Origin of the sequence: Pontibacter sp. MBLB2868, assembly GCF_051904785.1 — a bacterium.
Classification (GTDB): domain Bacteria; phylum Bacteroidota; class Bacteroidia; order Cytophagales; family Hymenobacteraceae; genus Pontibacter.
On record NZ_CP196710.1, the window covers coordinates 3,601,284 to 3,616,540 of the forward strand.

Annotated in this window: 14 protein-coding genes; 5 read left to right on the forward strand and 9 right to left on the reverse strand. The window is 45.8% G+C overall.

Going from position 1 to position 15,257, the window contains the following annotated elements; translation table 11 throughout:
* Positions 1–73: 73 nt before the first annotated feature.
* The 4 genes from ACSX1A_RS15375 to carB all read right to left on the reverse strand — a co-directional run bounded on the left by ACSX1A_RS15375 (position 74) and on the right by carB (position 7,145).
* On the reverse strand, positions 74–2,515 hold the full coding sequence (locus ACSX1A_RS15375) for a YfhO family protein (protein WP_439880527.1): 2,442 nt from the start codon (positions 2,513–2,515) through the stop codon (positions 74–76).
* 42 nt (positions 2,516–2,557) lie between these two features.
* A complete protein-coding gene (locus tag ACSX1A_RS15380; protein ID WP_439880528.1) occupies positions 2,558–2,848 on the reverse strand; it encodes a DUF4834 family protein in 291 nt (96 codons plus the stop codon).
* 332 nt (positions 2,849–3,180) lie between these two features.
* Positions 3,181–4,101, reverse strand: coding sequence for a hypothetical protein (locus ACSX1A_RS15385; RefSeq protein WP_439880529.1), 921 nt, complete (start codon positions 4,099–4,101; stop codon positions 3,181–3,183).
* Between the two features lie 230 nt (positions 4,102–4,331).
* Positions 4,332–7,145, reverse strand: a complete 2,814-nt coding sequence (gene carB / locus ACSX1A_RS15390) for a carbamoyl-phosphate synthase large subunit (protein WP_439880530.1) — start codon at positions 7,143–7,145, stop codon at positions 4,332–4,334.
* Between the two features lie 223 nt (positions 7,146–7,368).
* On the opposite strand from carB, the gene ACSX1A_RS15395 reads away from it, so the two are divergent.
* The 4 genes from ACSX1A_RS15395 (at position 7,369) to ACSX1A_RS15410 (ending at position 9,918) form a co-directional block, all read left to right on the forward strand.
* Positions 7,369–7,590, forward strand: coding sequence for a hypothetical protein (locus ACSX1A_RS15395; RefSeq protein WP_439880531.1), 222 nt, complete (start codon positions 7,369–7,371; stop codon positions 7,588–7,590).
* Positions 7,591–7,816: 226 nt separating this feature from the next.
* Positions 7,817–8,221, forward strand: a complete 405-nt coding sequence (locus ACSX1A_RS15400; RefSeq protein ID WP_439880532.1) for a hypothetical protein — start codon at positions 7,817–7,819, stop codon at positions 8,219–8,221.
* A gap of 43 nt (positions 8,222–8,264) precedes the next feature.
* Positions 8,265–9,632, forward strand: a complete 1,368-nt coding sequence (locus ACSX1A_RS15405; RefSeq protein WP_439880533.1) for a lysophospholipid acyltransferase family protein — start codon at positions 8,265–8,267, stop codon at positions 9,630–9,632.
* 58 nt (positions 9,633–9,690) lie between these two features.
* A complete protein-coding gene (locus ACSX1A_RS15410) occupies positions 9,691–9,918 on the forward strand; it encodes a hypothetical protein (protein ID WP_439880534.1) in 228 nt (75 codons plus the stop codon).
* Between the two features lie 71 nt (positions 9,919–9,989).
* Here ACSX1A_RS15410 and ACSX1A_RS15415 read toward each other — a convergent pair whose 3' ends face one another.
* The 5 genes from ACSX1A_RS15415 to ACSX1A_RS15435 form a co-directional block, all read right to left on the reverse strand.
* Positions 9,990–10,436 carry a hypothetical protein gene (locus ACSX1A_RS15415; RefSeq protein WP_439880535.1) on the reverse strand — a complete coding sequence of 149 codons (447 nt, stop codon included), beginning with the start codon at positions 10,434–10,436 and terminating at the stop codon, positions 9,990–9,992.
* 69 nt (positions 10,437–10,505) lie between these two features.
* Positions 10,506–11,594: a DUF3616 domain-containing protein gene (locus ACSX1A_RS15420; protein ID WP_439880536.1), complete on the reverse strand. Its 1,089-nt coding sequence runs from the start codon at positions 11,592–11,594 to the stop codon at positions 10,506–10,508.
* A 146-nt stretch (positions 11,595–11,740) separates the two neighbouring features.
* Positions 11,741–12,181, reverse strand: a complete 441-nt coding sequence (locus tag ACSX1A_RS15425) for a hypothetical protein (protein WP_439880537.1) — start codon at positions 12,179–12,181, stop codon at positions 11,741–11,743.
* Between the two features lie 221 nt (positions 12,182–12,402).
* Positions 12,403–13,602, reverse strand: a complete 1,200-nt coding sequence (locus ACSX1A_RS15430) for a zinc dependent phospholipase C family protein (protein WP_439880538.1) — start codon at positions 13,600–13,602, stop codon at positions 12,403–12,405.
* Positions 13,603–13,709: 107 nt separating this feature from the next.
* Positions 13,710–14,504, reverse strand: a complete 795-nt coding sequence (locus ACSX1A_RS15435; protein WP_439880539.1) for a phosphatase PAP2 family protein — start codon at positions 14,502–14,504, stop codon at positions 13,710–13,712.
* Between the two features lie 213 nt (positions 14,505–14,717).
* Between ACSX1A_RS15435 and ACSX1A_RS15440 the strand changes: the two genes are divergently transcribed.
* Entirely contained in the window at positions 14,718–15,206 is a 489-nt protein-coding gene (locus ACSX1A_RS15440) for a DUF4864 domain-containing protein (protein ID WP_439880540.1), read from the forward strand.
* Positions 15,207–15,257 lie beyond the last annotated feature (51 nt).

Here is a 15,257-nt window from a genome sequence, read left to right on the forward strand (position 1 = left end):
CCCAGCATTTAGCTGAGGCTCCTGTCTTTTATTGCAATGAGCCAGGTGCTCATTACTGGTTAATTTCTTCAGCTTATACTTTGGCAACAATCGGCTCCTCGGTTGGTTTCTTTTTAACGCTGTAAGCAACTACTCCGATTACAACAAGCAGTAAAAGGATTGAAGAGATCAACGAAATAGTATTACCAAGTGTGTAAGCTTTTGGAGCAAATTTAAATTCAATGGTGTGCTTTCCTGCCGGCACCTGCATGGCACGCAGGATATAATCGGCGCGGATGTGGTCTACAGGCTTACCATCCAGGTACGCCTGCCATCCATCAGCATAGTATATTTCAGAAAACACAACCAGCCCATCCTGCTGTGCCTCATACTCATACTTCAGGTCGTTTGGCTGATAAGATACTAACTCGATGTTGGCATTATCTGCAGAATAACTCTGCTTTTCAACCGGGAATTTAGTTACATCAATAACCGCTGTAGTACCAGCATCAAACATGGTAAGGGCATCCAACTCTTCATCCGGAGACTGCACCGGCTTAACCTCCTCAACAAACCAGGCATTGCCCAGTGCGCCTGGTACACGCTGCACCGGCTGCTGCGGATTGCCCGTAATGGCATAACGCGTGTTCAGCATACGGTAAACCTCCAGGTTGTTCTGAGAGATATGGCGATCTATCACGTCCTGGTAGCGTCGCAGCTTTGCACCATGGTAACCTCCTATTGATTTATGGAAATACGAGGTGCGGGCATCATTAAACGGGTTCGGAAGATAGATAACTCTATAGCTCAGGTCTTTGTCCTGCAGGATCATTTGGTCTGCCTGCGTAGGCTGGAAATGCGTTGCTACTACATCCCGCTGGAAATCTGCCTCGTTCAGGTAACGTTTGTCCACAGACCACAGATCTACCAGTATCAGCACACCTACACCGGCAATGGCAACGGTAGCTGAAACCTTATTTTTAACATATACATAAAGTAACCCTGCTGCCAGCACAATAAATATAAACGAACGGAAGGCATCAGAGCGCATCATACTTTCACGGTCTGCACGAATGGCATCTACCGGGAACTGCGCCTGCATTAACTGCTGGTCTGCGGCAGAAGTAAAGCTGAACGCACCGGCAAATAACCACACTAACAAACAGATACCTGCCGTTATTCCACCTGAGATCAGGAGTTTCTTGTCCAGGTCCTTAATAAGATCCCGCTCACGCAGCAGTTTCCAGAGAGCCAGTAAAGCCAGGAACGGAATAGTAATTTGAGCAATTACTAATGTCGAAGATACTGCTCTGAACTTATTGTATAGCGGGAAATAGTCGAACATGAAGTAGTTGAACGCTTCAAAGTTCTTACCCCAGGCCAACACAATAGAAAGGATCGTACCGGCAACCAACCAGCTCGTCCAGCGGCGGTCTACTATGAAAAGCCCCAGCACAAACAGGAAGATAATAATAGCACCAATATACACTGGTCCGCTCGTCATGGGCTGCGGCCCCCAATACATAGGCAAGCCCTGCTTTACAAGCTGCTCCGCCTGTACAGGTGGCGCGCCCATTTTTAGAAAAGCATTATAGGTTTCGGAATCTGTATCTAACGATGCGCTGCTGCTACCGCCATAAAAGTCGGGGATTAGCATGGTTATAGTTTCGCCAACACCATAGCTCCAGTTAAAGGCATAATCTCTGTCAAGGCCGCTGCCTACGTTCTCGCCACTATTGGGCTGCGTAAGCTCTGACTTACCACGAATACTATACTCACCGTACTCAGCGGTAGTATACAATCTGCCAAAATTCACCCCTACTGCCAGCACCGCCGCTACTGCTAATACCAGGCCTCGCTTTAATAACTCGGCAAAAGTGCCGTGCTTCACTGCATAGATGATCTCTACTATAGCAAACACCAGTATCAACAGGAGCATGTAATAGGTCATCTGCAGGTGATTGAAGTGCAGGTTCATGGTAAGGCCAACGGCAAATAACGCGGCCCCGATCCAAAGGTTCTTTCGCAGCGCATAGATCAGACCGGCCAGAACCATGGGTATATAGGCTATGGTAAGTGACTTTGTATTGTGCCCTGCTTCCAGGATAATAAAATTGTAAGTTGTAAACGAGAACGCCACTGCCCCTACAATTGCCAGCCACGAACTCATGCCCATAGCCACCAATAATATATAGGCACAGATCAGCGTGATGAAAATGTTACCTGCCAGTGCAGGCAAATCGAATGTAAGTATTTTGTGGATGTAGCCTGACCAGTCGCCGGGGAAGTGCGTGTTGATCAAGTAAGCAGGCATGCCACTGAACATGGAGTTCGTCCAGAGTGCCTCCTGGCCTGTCGCTTCACGGTAATCCTGAATTTCTTTGGCGCCGCCTTTAAATTGCAGGATGTCGTGCTGCGCAAGGCCTTTATCGCCAAATACCACTGGCGAGAAGTAAACCGCCGTCAGGACCAGGAAAATTGCTACTGCAATGATGTGAGGGAGCACATCACGCTTAAAGTCAAAGGGTGTTGTCATATCTTTCAAAAACCTCAAAATAGAGGTTGAAAGATAATAGTTTTATTTCACTTCTTCATAATCTACATACTCGCCGCCGTTGAAATCCTTTCGGTCAGACTGGTCAGGTACATAGTCTATCTTCACGCTGCCGTTGCTTTTGGAGTTAGGTTGGCTGTTATTCTGATGGAAATCCTGGTACTGGCGCTGTTGCTGTTTCATGTTGCTGTAAAAGAACGAACCATTGCGAAGGCTTTTTTTGACAAATAATGCTAAAAGCCATCTGAACAGGACAGGGGCAACCAGTCGTACAAAGTAAATAATAAGTATGGTGGTGAGGATGTATTTAATCATGCTAATGCTTTCTTAACAAAATAGTATACTGCAAAAACAGTACCTTATCTATTAAACAACTCCCTTGCCAAAACATTTTATCTGCCGTTTTGGCGGAGACGGTGCAAAGATAAGAAGTATACTTGGTTAATGCTTTGAAGAATGGCTTAGTTCCTTTGTTGTTTGTAGCAGAATTTTCTGGCTTCTTTGATGCCCTGTTAGCTGTTCGTGTAGGCAAATATTATAATGCCCGCCTTTTGGTTAATCTTTCCTGCTGCTTATGTTGGTAATTCTTATACTAAAAGGGTCCTTCCCTATTTCTGAGAAGAACCCTTTTAGTATAAAATATTAGTTTATCTCCCTTTTCCGAAACTCGCCTGTAAGCCAATAGATGGAATAAGCGTTAATCCGGAGTAGCTGTAAACGGATTTATTGAGAAGTTTATAGTCACCATAGTTCTGGTAGTAAACCGTGAGGGCTGGCACTATGTAGATGTACTTAATGCCGAACCTGGCATTCACAAAAAATCCGTAAGACCCGAAGCTGTTCTTCTCCATCAGCGGGTTGATTTCTTCTACTTCGCTACCATACTTTTTAAACAACCTGCCCGGCTCAAATCCATACTTGATAAACGTATGGTTGTAGACGGCACCAAAGGCAATACTTCCATTCTCTTCTTCCGGTCCGAAGGACTTGCTAAAGATAATCGGGATCGTAACATCTTTGCGTTTGGCCGTGAACTGCAACACAGGTTGCAGCTTATCCAGAAACAATCCGTCTATCCAATCAGAACTCTGCCCTGCATACTGCAAGCCTATGCTTCCGTACCAATCCCCCTGCCCAGGGGCTTCTGGTGTGCCAACAGGGCCAAGAAACTGGTATTGCGTATCAAATACGTGTACACCTGAAGCAAACTTATACCCCGCATCAAGGCGTGGCGCTATTCCATAACGGATGTAAAAGTCGAAGGTAGGCCCAACAGGGTCTAAAGCGTAAGCCAGAAGTGCCTTTGTTGCGGTTTCTACCTCATCATCATAAAACACGGTGTCTTTCTTAGCAATGGCATCAACGGCAGCTTTCGTAATATCGTCCAGTTGGCTAAGAGGCTCTGTTGCTATATTGCCGCCAAAGTTCACACCGGCCTTAAACTTGCCTGGTGCTGTTACCTTACCAGAGTTTATTACTGCGCGCGGAGCAGTACAGCTTACCAGCACGCCCATCATCATCAAAAAAAGCCAGGAGGCCATCTGAACTGTAGATACTTTATTGCGCATATGTTTCTATTTAAAATTTGTTCTATTGGACTAACAATTTATAGTATAAAAGATAAGATTCAAAGTTACTTGACGGGCGCTGCACTTCACTTATTCCCAATTATAAAACCTCCGATTTTCTAAGGTCTGTGCAATCAATTATCCGGCCACTTTATCATGGCACTTAAAATAAAAACAGGGGGCGCTCCATTTACTGAAGTGCCCCCTGTTTTTATGGTTATTTGTTAAGCTTACTTACTCAGGTATAAGTTACGCTCAGAGTATACTTTCACAAAATAATCATCCTGCAGGTCATCAATAAAATAGATCGCTTCTCCTGTAGACTTCATTTCCGGGCCAAGCTCTTTGTTCACTTCCGGAAACTTGTTGTAAGAGAACACCGGTACTTTAATGGCGTATCCGTGCTTATAAGGGTTGAATTCGAAATCCTTCACCTTCTTCTCTCCCAGCATGATCTTGGTAGCATAGTTGATGTATGGCTCACGGTATGCCTTGGCTATGAACGGGAACGTACGGGAGGCACGAGGGTTGGCCTCAATGATGTACACTGTCTCGTTCTTGATTGCAAACTGAATGTTGATCACCCCAACTGTCTGCAGCGCTACCGCTATTTTCCGGGTATGTTCTTCAATTTGCCTGATCACATTATCACTCAAGTCAAATGGAGGAAGCACTGCATAAGAGTCTCCGGAGTGGATGCCTGCTGGCTCGATATGCTCCATAATACCACAAATGTGCACATCCTCTCCGTCACAGATAGCATCTGCCTCGGCCTCAATGGCATTGTCCAGGAAGTGGTCCAGCAACACTTTATTGCCCGGATGGTCTTTGAGCAGGTCAATCACGTGGGCCTCCAGCTCTTTCTCGTTAATCACGATCTTCATGTTCTGGCCACCCAGTACGTAGCTAGGGCGTACCAGCAGCGGAAACTTCAGTTCTTTGCTAAGCTCCAGTGCTTCTTCGGCTGTTTCGATAACTGCAAAAGGAGGATAAGGAATGCTCAGGTCACGGAGTAACGTTGAGAATGAACCACGATCTTCGGCAAGGTCAAGGGCCTGGTAGCTGGTACCGAATATTTTTACACCATAGCGGTCTAGCTTCTGGGCAAGTTTCAGCGCTGTTTGTCCACCCAACTGTACTATAACCCCTTCTGGCTTCTCGTGTAGGATGATCTCATAAATATGCTCCCAGAATACCGGCTCAAAGTATAACTTATCCGAAATATCAAAGTCAGTAGACACTGTTTCGGGATTACAGTTGATCATGATGGTTTCGTAGCCGCACTCTTTTGCCGCCAGTACACCATGCACGCAGCTGTAGTCGAACTCAATTCCCTGCCCGATCCGGTTAGGGCCAGAGCCTAGCACAACAACTTTTTTCTTATCGGTTACAATGCTCTCATTCTCGCCGTCGAAAGTGCTGTAGTAGTATGGCGTGGTGGCTTCAAACTCTGCCGCGCAGGTATCCACCATTTTATACACACGCTTGATGCCTAACTCTTGGCGTACATTAAATACTTCGCTTTCCAGGCAACGCAGCAAGTGCGCGATCTGCCGGTCTGCATACCCTTTTACTTTTGCCTCACGCAGCAGATCTGCTGGAATAGTATCCAGGCTATACTTTTCAATTTCTTTCTCCATCACGTCCAGCTCCTCAATCTGAGCCAGGAACCATGGATCTATCTTGGTGATCTTCTGAATAGTGCTGGTCGGGATACCGATGCGCATGGCATCTTTTATACTGAACAAGCGGTTCCAGCTCGGGTTAGACAGGCTATAGATCAGTTCATCGTAATTAGTCTTTTCTTTACCGTCTGCGCCAATACCGTTTCGTTTAATTTCCAAACTCTGGCAAGCCTTCTGCAGCGCTTCCTGAAACGTACGCCCAATGCCCATTACCTCACCCACAGATTTCATCTGCAGGCCTAGTTTACGGTCAACACCCGGGAACTTATCAAAATTCCAGCGCGGTATCTTTACGATCACGTAGTCCAGTGCCGGTTCAAAATAAGCCGATGTTGTTTTGGTGATGGCGTTTTTAAGTTCATCCAGGTTATAACCGATAGCCAGCTTGGCAGCTATTTTGGCAATAGGATAGCCTGTTGCTTTAGAAGCCAGTGCTGATGAGCGGGAAACGCGCGGGTTGATCTCAATGGCGATGATGGTATCATCTTCCGGGTTAACAGAGAACTGCACGTTACAGCCACCGGCAAACTGCCCGATTCCATTCATCATCTTAATAGCAAGGTCGCGCATTTGCTGATAGATGGTGTCAGGAAGTGTCATGGCCGGAGCTACCGTAATGGAGTCACCGGTATGGATACCCATAGGGTCAAAGTTCTCGATAGAGCATATGATGATGATGTTACCGACATTGTCGCGCAGCAACTCCAGTTCATACTCTTTCCAGCCCATGATGCTTTGCTCAACCAATACCTCGTGCGTAGGCGAAGCATGCAGACCACGGGTCAGCGCTGCATCGAACTCTTCAGGGGTGTTCACAAAACCGCCCCCGGTGCCGCCAAGCGTAAACGATGGCCTGATCACTAACGGGAAACCGATCTCTTGCGCAATTTCTTTTCCTTCCAGAAAAGAGGTAGCCGTCTCGCCTTTGCAAACGTTAACGCCTAGCTCTATCATTTTCAGTCGGAATTCTTCCCGGTCCTCTGTCGTTTCGATGGCTTTTATATCCACCCCAATCATACGGACACCGTACTTTTCCCAAACACCTGCCTTATCACAATCGATGGCCAGGTTTAAAGCGGTTTGCCCGCCCATAGTTGGCAGTACAGCATCAATCTTATGCTTCTCTAATATCTCGATAATATATTTCTTCTCCAGCGGTTTCAGGTACACATGATCTGCCGTTACAGGGTCAGTCATGATGGTAGCCGGATTAGAGTTGATCAGTATTACCTCAATCCCCTCTTCGCGCAGAGAGCGGGCGGCCTGAGAGCCGGAGTAATCAAATTCACAGGCCTGGCCGATAACAATTGGGCCGGAGCCGATAATAAGAACAGATTTAATGCTGGTGTCTTTAGGCATGGTGTGGTATGTATAAATTGCCCAAAGTTAGCGCAAAATGTTGGGGCAGGCAAAAGTAAAATCCACTACTTGGCAACTTATTGCCGCAGAAAGCTGCAAAGCGGCCATTATTGCCTGATTTATTTTCTTAAAACTAATTAAAAACTAAACCCAGGGGCAGCTTAAGCGGGTAAACATTCGCGCTGTAATCCGTAAACTAAAGTAAGATAACTAAGAAATGAACATGGAAACACCTAAAGAAGACGACATTATTACTAACGCTGATGAGAGCAAGCGCTTACCCGATGAAAATCCTGAACCATTATTGGGTACCAAAAAGAAAGAGGTTGACATAATGGATGGTGAGTATGAGGGTAAAGAAGAGGCTGGTAATGTAGCAGCAAAAAAAGAAGAAGACACGCGTAAGCTGGACGGCAGCAACGCCAACAACCTTCGTACAAAATAATCAATTATCTGAATGACAGCTATTGCTGCCCCGTCTGCGTTTTGGCTCTGCAGATGGGGCAGTTTTTTATGTAATAACCGGGTATTGCTATGAAGTATAAAAAACATACTTCCTGTGTTAAAAAAACAATAGTTATTAATGTAAAATTAAGAGGTTAAAACTTTGATATTTAGAGATTAATCTTTATAATTACCTAATGTAACACCCACCCAAAGCCCGACCGTATATGATCTGTTTCGACTCTGAATACCTACATGTAGAGCTTTACGAAACTCCAAATGTGTTAGTAACACAGTGGTACGGGAAGTGCACCAGCCAACAATACCGGGAGGCACTGCTAAGATTCAACTCTTATGTAAGACTTTACGATGTACATTTTGCTATTGCTGACAGGCGCTCACTGCCTGCATTGCCCCAAAATGACCTGGAGTGGACTGTGAATGTATTCTTACCTCTTTTCCGAAAGCTGCCGTTAAAGCGTTTTGCTGTGCTCAACTCTTTTGATGAAGCTGCCGAGCAGGTGCTACCTAACTTCCTGAATAACGAAGATTATCCTCTGCCTTTCGAGGCCAAAGCCTTCGATGATCTGACGTCGGCTTACGACTGGCTGGTTGGGGTAAAGGCAAAATAGATTTATATTGCCCCTCATTCGTTAGTCAGAATTTGCATGCAGTATGCTTTACGCACTTCTTAAATTAATCTATAGAGCTGGGTTATGGGTTTTCTTCAGGAAATTTGAAGTTATTAACCGCAATTTCGTTCCTGCAAAAGGCCCCCTCTTAATCGTATCCAACCATCCTAATACTTTTATGGATCCTATTGTAACAGCCTCGCTGTTGCACAAGCCCGTATTTTTTATCGCTAAAAGCACTGTGTTCGGATCAAAATTCCAGAATTGGATGCTCCGCCAGATGCACCTCATACCTATACACCGCCGGGAGGATAACCCGGACCAGAACATTGATAATGCCGAAGCATTTGCAGCCAGTTTTCTGGCTTTGAACCAAGGGAAAGCGCTCCTCATTTTCCCGGAAGGGAACAGCTTTAACCAGCGCCGGTTACGCAAGATAAAAACAGGAACTGCACGAATTGCCCTAGGTGCCGAAGGAGCACAGCCTCAACCGCTGGGAATAAATATATTACCCGTAGGGCTTAATTATTCCGCCTCTACCCGGTTCCGCAGCAACTTGTTAGTGAATATTGGTAAACCTATCGCCGTAGCAGACTACCTAGCACACTACCGGCAGGACCAGAAAGAGGCAGTACTTGCCCTGACCGAAGAAATAAGGCAACGAATGGAAAACCTGATCATTCACACGCATACTGAAGAAGAGGATGAACTGGCAAAGCAGGTAGAGATCTTGTATAAAGGCAGGTTAGCCACTGTTGCCTCATCAGGTGCCACCAACTATGAGTATGATTTTAAAATTACGAAGGCCATTGTAAAGAGCATCTCCTATTTCGGCCAGACGGCACCGGCAAGGGTGGTGCATCTTAAGCAGGGCATTAACAGTTATATGTTGCAACTAAAGCGACTTCGGCTTCAGGATGCAGTACTGGGAAAAGGTGAGGACATTGTGGTCAGGCAAAGTATACTTGGCTTGCTTTACCTGGTGCTCGGAATGCCTTTATACCTCTATGGTTTGGTGCATAATTATCTCCCTTACATCATTCCCGCAAAAATAGCACGTGCTATAACCAAAGAGGAAGAATGGTATGCGCCGATCATGCTTACCGCAGGCATTTTTTCTTTCCCGGTCTTTTATTTTCTTGAAGTATGGCTGGCGTGGCACCTACTGGACTTGGAGCCCCAGTGGCTCATTTTATACTTCCTTAGCCTCCCTGCCAGCGGATTTTTCACCTTACACTACTGGAGCAGGCTGCTCCACACACAAGAGCACTGGCTGTTACTAAGGCTATTTTTTAAGAGGAACAACCTGGTAGCGCAGCTGCGGGAGCAACGTAAACTTATTATAAATGAGCTGGAGCAGGCTAGGCAGGATTACCTTCAGGAACGCGCACGGTACAGCGGTAAATATTAAATACCTTATCAAATTCCTAAGTGGCCCGTAAAACAGTATCTAACCAAAATTCGAAATTATGAAAAGAACATATGCCATGATGCTTTCTGGAGCTTTATTCTTAAGCTTAAGCCTTTATAGTTGCGGAACTGATAACACAACCGGAGTGGATACTGAAACGACGGAAAATGAAGTGGACGGAAGACTTAACGATGAGGACGAGGGCATGATCGAAGAACAGGCTACCCCGCTGGACACGACAGAGAACATGGGTACAGAAACAGATACTAACGAAATAGAGATGTAAAATATATCCTCCTCAAGCTACTGGCAAATTGTTCATACTTGTTTTCAGCAGTTTGAGGAGGGTATGGTTACTTAGTCAGCATCATCGCTGAGAGCGGCCCCAACAGCCGCCGCCACCAGGCCTCCCAGCAAGTAGTAACCGACAGTCATTGCCTGCGTTTTGGTTGTTTTATTACTTGGCTCCTCTCCCAAACCTAAAGGGCCCGGTAAAAGAACAGCACCTGCTCCAGCCGCAGCTCCTAACAAAGCCCCACGCCACCAGGCACTTTTCCCGGTTCCGGCCAAACTATAGTACAAGGAGTTTGACACCACATCACCGGCCAACGACCAGTTATGAAGTTCTTCTCTATCCCTTGGTGGCTCTTCTCCTGCTTCTTGCATCAGTTTTGAGATTGAGCGCATCCCCAGCACATCCATGCGTGGGGCATCCGGCACTACTCTCCGCAGCGTTTCATGCACCAGCGTTAACACACAGGCACCTGCTACTCCGCCTGCCATTGCTTTCAATATATCGTTCATAGTTTTATATTTTGAGTTAAGGTACTTACTGCTGTATAGCTAAATATTTTCGAGAAGGTTGTAAACGGCTTAGGATATAACTCTGATCAGGTCTGCCTGAACAGCGTCTTTGCCTACTTTGCGTTCCTCTACAGGGCTGTCAAATACAACCAAAACATGCTTCTCATCAAAAAAGGCAAGCCCTTCGCCTTTGTCTTTACCGGTGTTCTCACCGGTTCCGTGTGGTACTTCACCAATCCGTTCCAACTCATTATTATGCAGCAACTGTTCTTTTTCCTGCTTCACGGCATTGGGCCAGCGGTAAATAGCAATTACTCCGTCCAGATCCATTGTTGGGCCGGCGAGCAGGTACATATCATCTCCAAATACCCGCAGCTCCCTGATCCCTTTGCCACGCAGATTCAAAAAATGCTTTCGGTAAAGGCGTCCGTTCCCCAACTCTTTCAGGTGCAGCTTCCCTTTTTTATCTTCTTCCGGCTCTACTTCCAGCACAACTGCCCAACCCCGTAACACTGGTCCTCGCAAACCAATGAACAGGCGATTTCCAAATACGGCAAGGCCTTCTACATCAAACCCATTATCTTTTCCGGGAATGGTCATGAAAGGTGCTAAGTGCTCATCCTTTAGCAGTATTTCTGATAAAATGCTGCTGGTTTTATCGCCATGCAGCTGGGCTGCTCTGAGAAGACGGCCTTCCTGCTCCGGGTCTTCTACCTCCTTGTAGAGCGTAAACTGGCCCGACTCCTTATCCTGTATCATAGGAATACGAGCCAATAAGTATCTGTTCGCATCATTTTTTATGTCCGCCAGCTGCTTTATCTGTTTTTGGATGCTCGCATGGCGCTTTGGTTTCTTCCGCTTTAAACTATGCGAGCCCATGATCCACATATACCCGTTTGCCGCACCCATTCCCTCAATGTCCACCTCACTTTGCTCTTGCCCCGGCAAGTCAAGATAATCGCTCAGCCTGAAAGACGCGTGCTGTGCAAAGGTGCCCTTTGCAGTAAGTGTGAGCCTCTCCACAGCAGTACGTTCATCGCAGCTAAGCCACAGGTTATCCCCGGTGCGCAAGGCTGTGGAGAGGCCATCACGCACATGTTTCCCATCAGGGGTAAGACTTATTTTATGGTCGAATTCAAGAGTGATCTTAGTTGTCATGCTACCTTATGTAAACCTGTTACCTGGTATGGTACGTCAGGATTTGAAATGCCATACGCCAAAGCCTGTTTCTTTACATGCCTATACGCCAAAAAAAAGAGCCGGACAATCTGCCCGGCTCTCTATTTCTTATGCTAATGTGGTTCTTATTTTACGCGTGCGTCAATGCTAGACGATCCGGAGTTGCCGAATTTCCGGCTATGTTTCTCTGACTTGATCTTATCCTTGGCTGACGAAGCAAGCGAACCTGCCTGGTTCTTGATCTTATTTTTATTTTTAGAGCCTAATGCTAACCAACCTGCACCAAGAGCCAGCAACGAACCACCAACAACTTTCTGTGTTGTGCTTAGGTTACTTACTTTCTGCGCAGTGGCGCTGCCAAACTGCTGTAGTTTATCCTGAATGTTTTTTAAACCACCCTGACCTGTAGTACCCTGCTGGTTGCTACGGCCCTGCATGTTGCTAGATTTAGAACTACTGCTCTGCATGTTTGAGCTTTGGTTGCTCGTAGAACTTGAAGAGCTTTGCGGATTTAAATTTGTATTTGACTGAGGCTGCGAGTTTTTATTATTCTGATTATTTTCCATAGTATCGATTACTTTAATTAAATTTATTTTAGCACGAATAATCACTGAATGTGAAAGGTGCTAGGTTTATTTTATCGCGAAACAGGAGGCTAGGGTTGCGCAATGTTCACTATTTCTGCAAGCCGGAAGTATAAATAATTTGTTATAACTAAATATACCCTATATTCCATATTGCAATTATTTGCCTTTGGATCGGTATAAAAAAGTGCAATAAAACTCAGCTACTGCTGCATTGCCCTTAACCTTGTGAGAGCTTCCTGAGTTTTCTCCCATTCCCCCTCGTCCTCCTTCTGAAAATTGGGGGCTTTTTCATCTTTGTAGAATTGCAGCAGATGGCGTCTCAGGTCTGGCGGGATATTCTCAAAATCTGCATCCGACAGCTTATGCAGTAACTTTGCGTATGCCTCGTCGGCAGGTTTGTATTGCCCAGAAACCGTTGGTTTACCGGTATCCAGCTGCAGGTTTTTCAAGTTGCTTTGCCTGTTTGAGTACAGCTGCTTTAGATTAGCCATATAATGGTCAAGGGTGCTGTTAAAGCTTTTCATGAAAAGCTCTTCTGCTGCCGGGCCTGGGGGCACAAAGGCCAGCGGCCGTAAGGGCCCTACTTTAGGCAGCAGCTTTATGATCCAGGCAGTGAAGCGGGCAAAAATATTAGGTCTGTCAAAGGTAGTACCCCATTCTTTCTTGTATTCAGACATGCGCATACTGTACATGAACTTTCGCTGCGTAAGTCCTGGCTTCGATTTTTGTATCTCATCTTTCTTTGCCTGCCAGGCCGCTTTTGTAAGGTCTGGCATCAGACCCTTAATTGTATAGCGATAGGAGCCAACTGCCAACGGAAGACTTACAAAAACGTCTTTCAGTTCCAAGCCATACGTTTTCAGAAAAGCTTCCTTAAGGAGATCAGGGGCTACCTCAAATCCTATAAAGTCTTTATAAGCTTCCGGAGCATAGTTGCCCCTGGCAACCTGCAGCACATCAAACCCAAACTCTGTTTTAATATGTGAAACGGGGTCATCGGCATAGGTTACTGTTTCCCCGAATTTCTGTTTTACTTTTGGGTACACCAGCGGCACAGCCTGGTTGGTACCGATTGGATGTCCGTAGTTATCGGCATTGTAATGTGCCAGGGTACCCAGTGCAAAAGCATACTCATCCAGTGTTTCGGAAGAACTGATCAGGTTTTCTACAAAGTCCCCGCTGCGCACATAGTGCAAAAGGTCTGTAAAAAATACGCTCCCGAAAGGGAAGTACCCCATGTCCTGTAAAATAGAGCCGCCGTAGGCAAAGGCATGAGCTTTCTTCAATTCTGCTTCAGTGGCATTTGGGTAGCGGCGCAAAAGCAGCGGCTTCAGGCCTTTTTCCCAACTGGCATCTACTACTGCCTGGTGCGAGAGCACTCCATAAGCAGAAGCCGGCATGGCACTTATAAAAAAAATAAATAGTAAGAGGGCGAAGCAGCAAAAGCTGTGGTATAACTTGCGTTTCATAACACAGGGAATACGAGAAAAATCAAAAAAGGTGCTTTTTAGATGCTGTCATCATCAAAGGGCATCTTATTTTTACGGTACATCATTACCTCTACCAAACTCACACCTACTAAAAGCCATAGCAGCCCCAGCAAGTAACCAGCTAACACATCTGACAGGTAGTGCACACCCAGGTAGATCCTGCTAAACCCAACCAGGAAGATGAGTATAACAGAAAGCCAAATCGTAAGATTCTGGTAAGCATTTTTGTTGTAATGCCTGTAAAGAAAATAAGCTAATAAGCCATATAGGGCCAGAGCAGTGGTTGCATGCCCACTCGGGAAGGAGAAATGCTCTACCTGATAATAAGCAACATCAGAAGGACGTGCACGGCTGATAAACGTTTTCCCGTACCTCACTGAAATACCCAAACCGCCCATAACAAGCCAGAAAGCAACCAGCGCCACAAACCGCCTCCTGTACAGGAACACAACCGACACCAATGCCCCAACTATAAAAACAGTTATCTGCTCCCCCAGGTAAGAAATGGCATATAAGAACTGGCTCAGCCAGGGGGATCTGAAGTTGTAAAGAAAAACTGTGAACTTCTTGTCCAGGATCACGATCCACTCCGAGTCGATCACGCTTTCCGTTAGCTCAGATAGGAGCATGATGTTTATCCAGATTACTGCTACAATTAAAGTGAGTGGCAGCCCTACAAAAGTTTTTGGGTGAAACCTGTTACTGATAAAAGACGCTATGCCGGGGTGCTTTTGCTGGAAGTGCCGGACGACTGGCCAGTGCAGAAACCAGCGCTTGGTTTTTCTTACATGATGCGAGAGCAGGTTCTTCATAGCATTTTACAATGATGAATATATACGCAGGTCTCCCTGTTTGTTTGCCAGCACTCTATTTGCCTGCATAATTCCCTGTGTTCACTTTTAAAAGCCGCTTTTAGTAAAACTATCCTTCTCTAACCAAAGTACATATTTAGTATGAAGGGTATAGAAAAAGTGTTTGATAAGATAATGCTGGCAACTGGAATTCTTTTGCTAACACTATTTTTCATGCAATTCCCCGCAGCTCCTTCACCAGACGATCAGCACTACGCCTCCTACACATCACCAAGCGAAGAGACAAATTCTACCTCAAAATGGACATATCTGAAACCTGACAAAGCGCTTTCACCCCGCGAAGTGATCAGGATACAGCTTCGCGCTTTACAGCAAAATGACCGTCAGGATAGTGGCATCATCACTGTTTTCAATTTTTCATCACCCAGAAACAGGATGCATCTTGGTCCGCTTAATCACTTTAGGCTTATGGTTCGCAATCCTGCCTATAGCCCCATGTTAAACTTCAAAAGCTTTAAGTTGGGGCAGTTAGTTGTTACAGGAAATACCGCGTACCAACTGGCAGTGATCAACGGCAGAGATGGCCATGAAGAAGTATTTTTATTTATACTAGCCAAGCAACGAAAGGGCAAGTACAAAGGCTGCTGGATGACAGAAGGAATTGCACGAATGGACCAGAACAGGCAGACAAGCCTGACCTAGGTTAAGTAGTAGCAGCATCTTGTTTTACGCACCATAAACATGGCGCGCACA

Bases quoted from the DNA above. Each gene is read 5' to 3' on its own strand.
- ACSX1A_RS15375 (WP_439880527.1), bottom strand. From the start codon at position 2,515: ATGACAACACCCTTTGACTTTAAGCGTGATGTGCTCCCTCACATCATT.
- ACSX1A_RS15380 (WP_439880528.1), bottom strand. From the start codon at position 2,848: ATGATTAAATACATCCTCACCACCATACTTATTATTTACTTTGTACGA.
- ACSX1A_RS15385 (WP_439880529.1), bottom strand. From the start codon at position 4,101: ATGCGCAATAAAGTATCTACAGTTCAGATGGCCTCCTGGCTTTTTTTG.
- carB (WP_439880530.1), bottom strand. From the start codon at position 7,145: ATGCCTAAAGACACCAGCATTAAATCTGTTCTTATTATCGGCTCCGGC.
- ACSX1A_RS15395 (WP_439880531.1), top strand. From the start codon at position 7,369: ATGGAAACACCTAAAGAAGACGACATTATTACTAACGCTGATGAGAGC.
- ACSX1A_RS15400 (WP_439880532.1), top strand. From the start codon at position 7,817: ATGATCTGTTTCGACTCTGAATACCTACATGTAGAGCTTTACGAAACT.
- ACSX1A_RS15405 (WP_439880533.1), top strand. From the start codon at position 8,265: ATGCTTTACGCACTTCTTAAATTAATCTATAGAGCTGGGTTATGGGTT.
- ACSX1A_RS15410 (WP_439880534.1), top strand. From the start codon at position 9,691: ATGAAAAGAACATATGCCATGATGCTTTCTGGAGCTTTATTCTTAAGC.
- ACSX1A_RS15415 (WP_439880535.1), bottom strand. From the start codon at position 10,436: ATGAACGATATATTGAAAGCAATGGCAGGCGGAGTAGCAGGTGCCTGT.
- ACSX1A_RS15420 (WP_439880536.1), bottom strand. From the start codon at position 11,594: ATGACAACTAAGATCACTCTTGAATTCGACCATAAAATAAGTCTTACC.
- ACSX1A_RS15425 (WP_439880537.1), bottom strand. From the start codon at position 12,181: ATGGAAAATAATCAGAATAATAAAAACTCGCAGCCTCAGTCAAATACA.
- ACSX1A_RS15430 (WP_439880538.1), bottom strand. From the start codon at position 13,602: ATGCCGGCTTCTGCTTATGGAGTGCTCTCGCACCAGGCAGTAGTAGAT.
- ACSX1A_RS15435 (WP_439880539.1), bottom strand. From the start codon at position 14,504: ATGAAGAACCTGCTCTCGCATCATGTAAGAAAAACCAAGCGCTGGTTT.
- ACSX1A_RS15440 (WP_439880540.1), top strand. From the start codon at position 14,718: ATGCAATTCCCCGCAGCTCCTTCACCAGACGATCAGCACTACGCCTCC.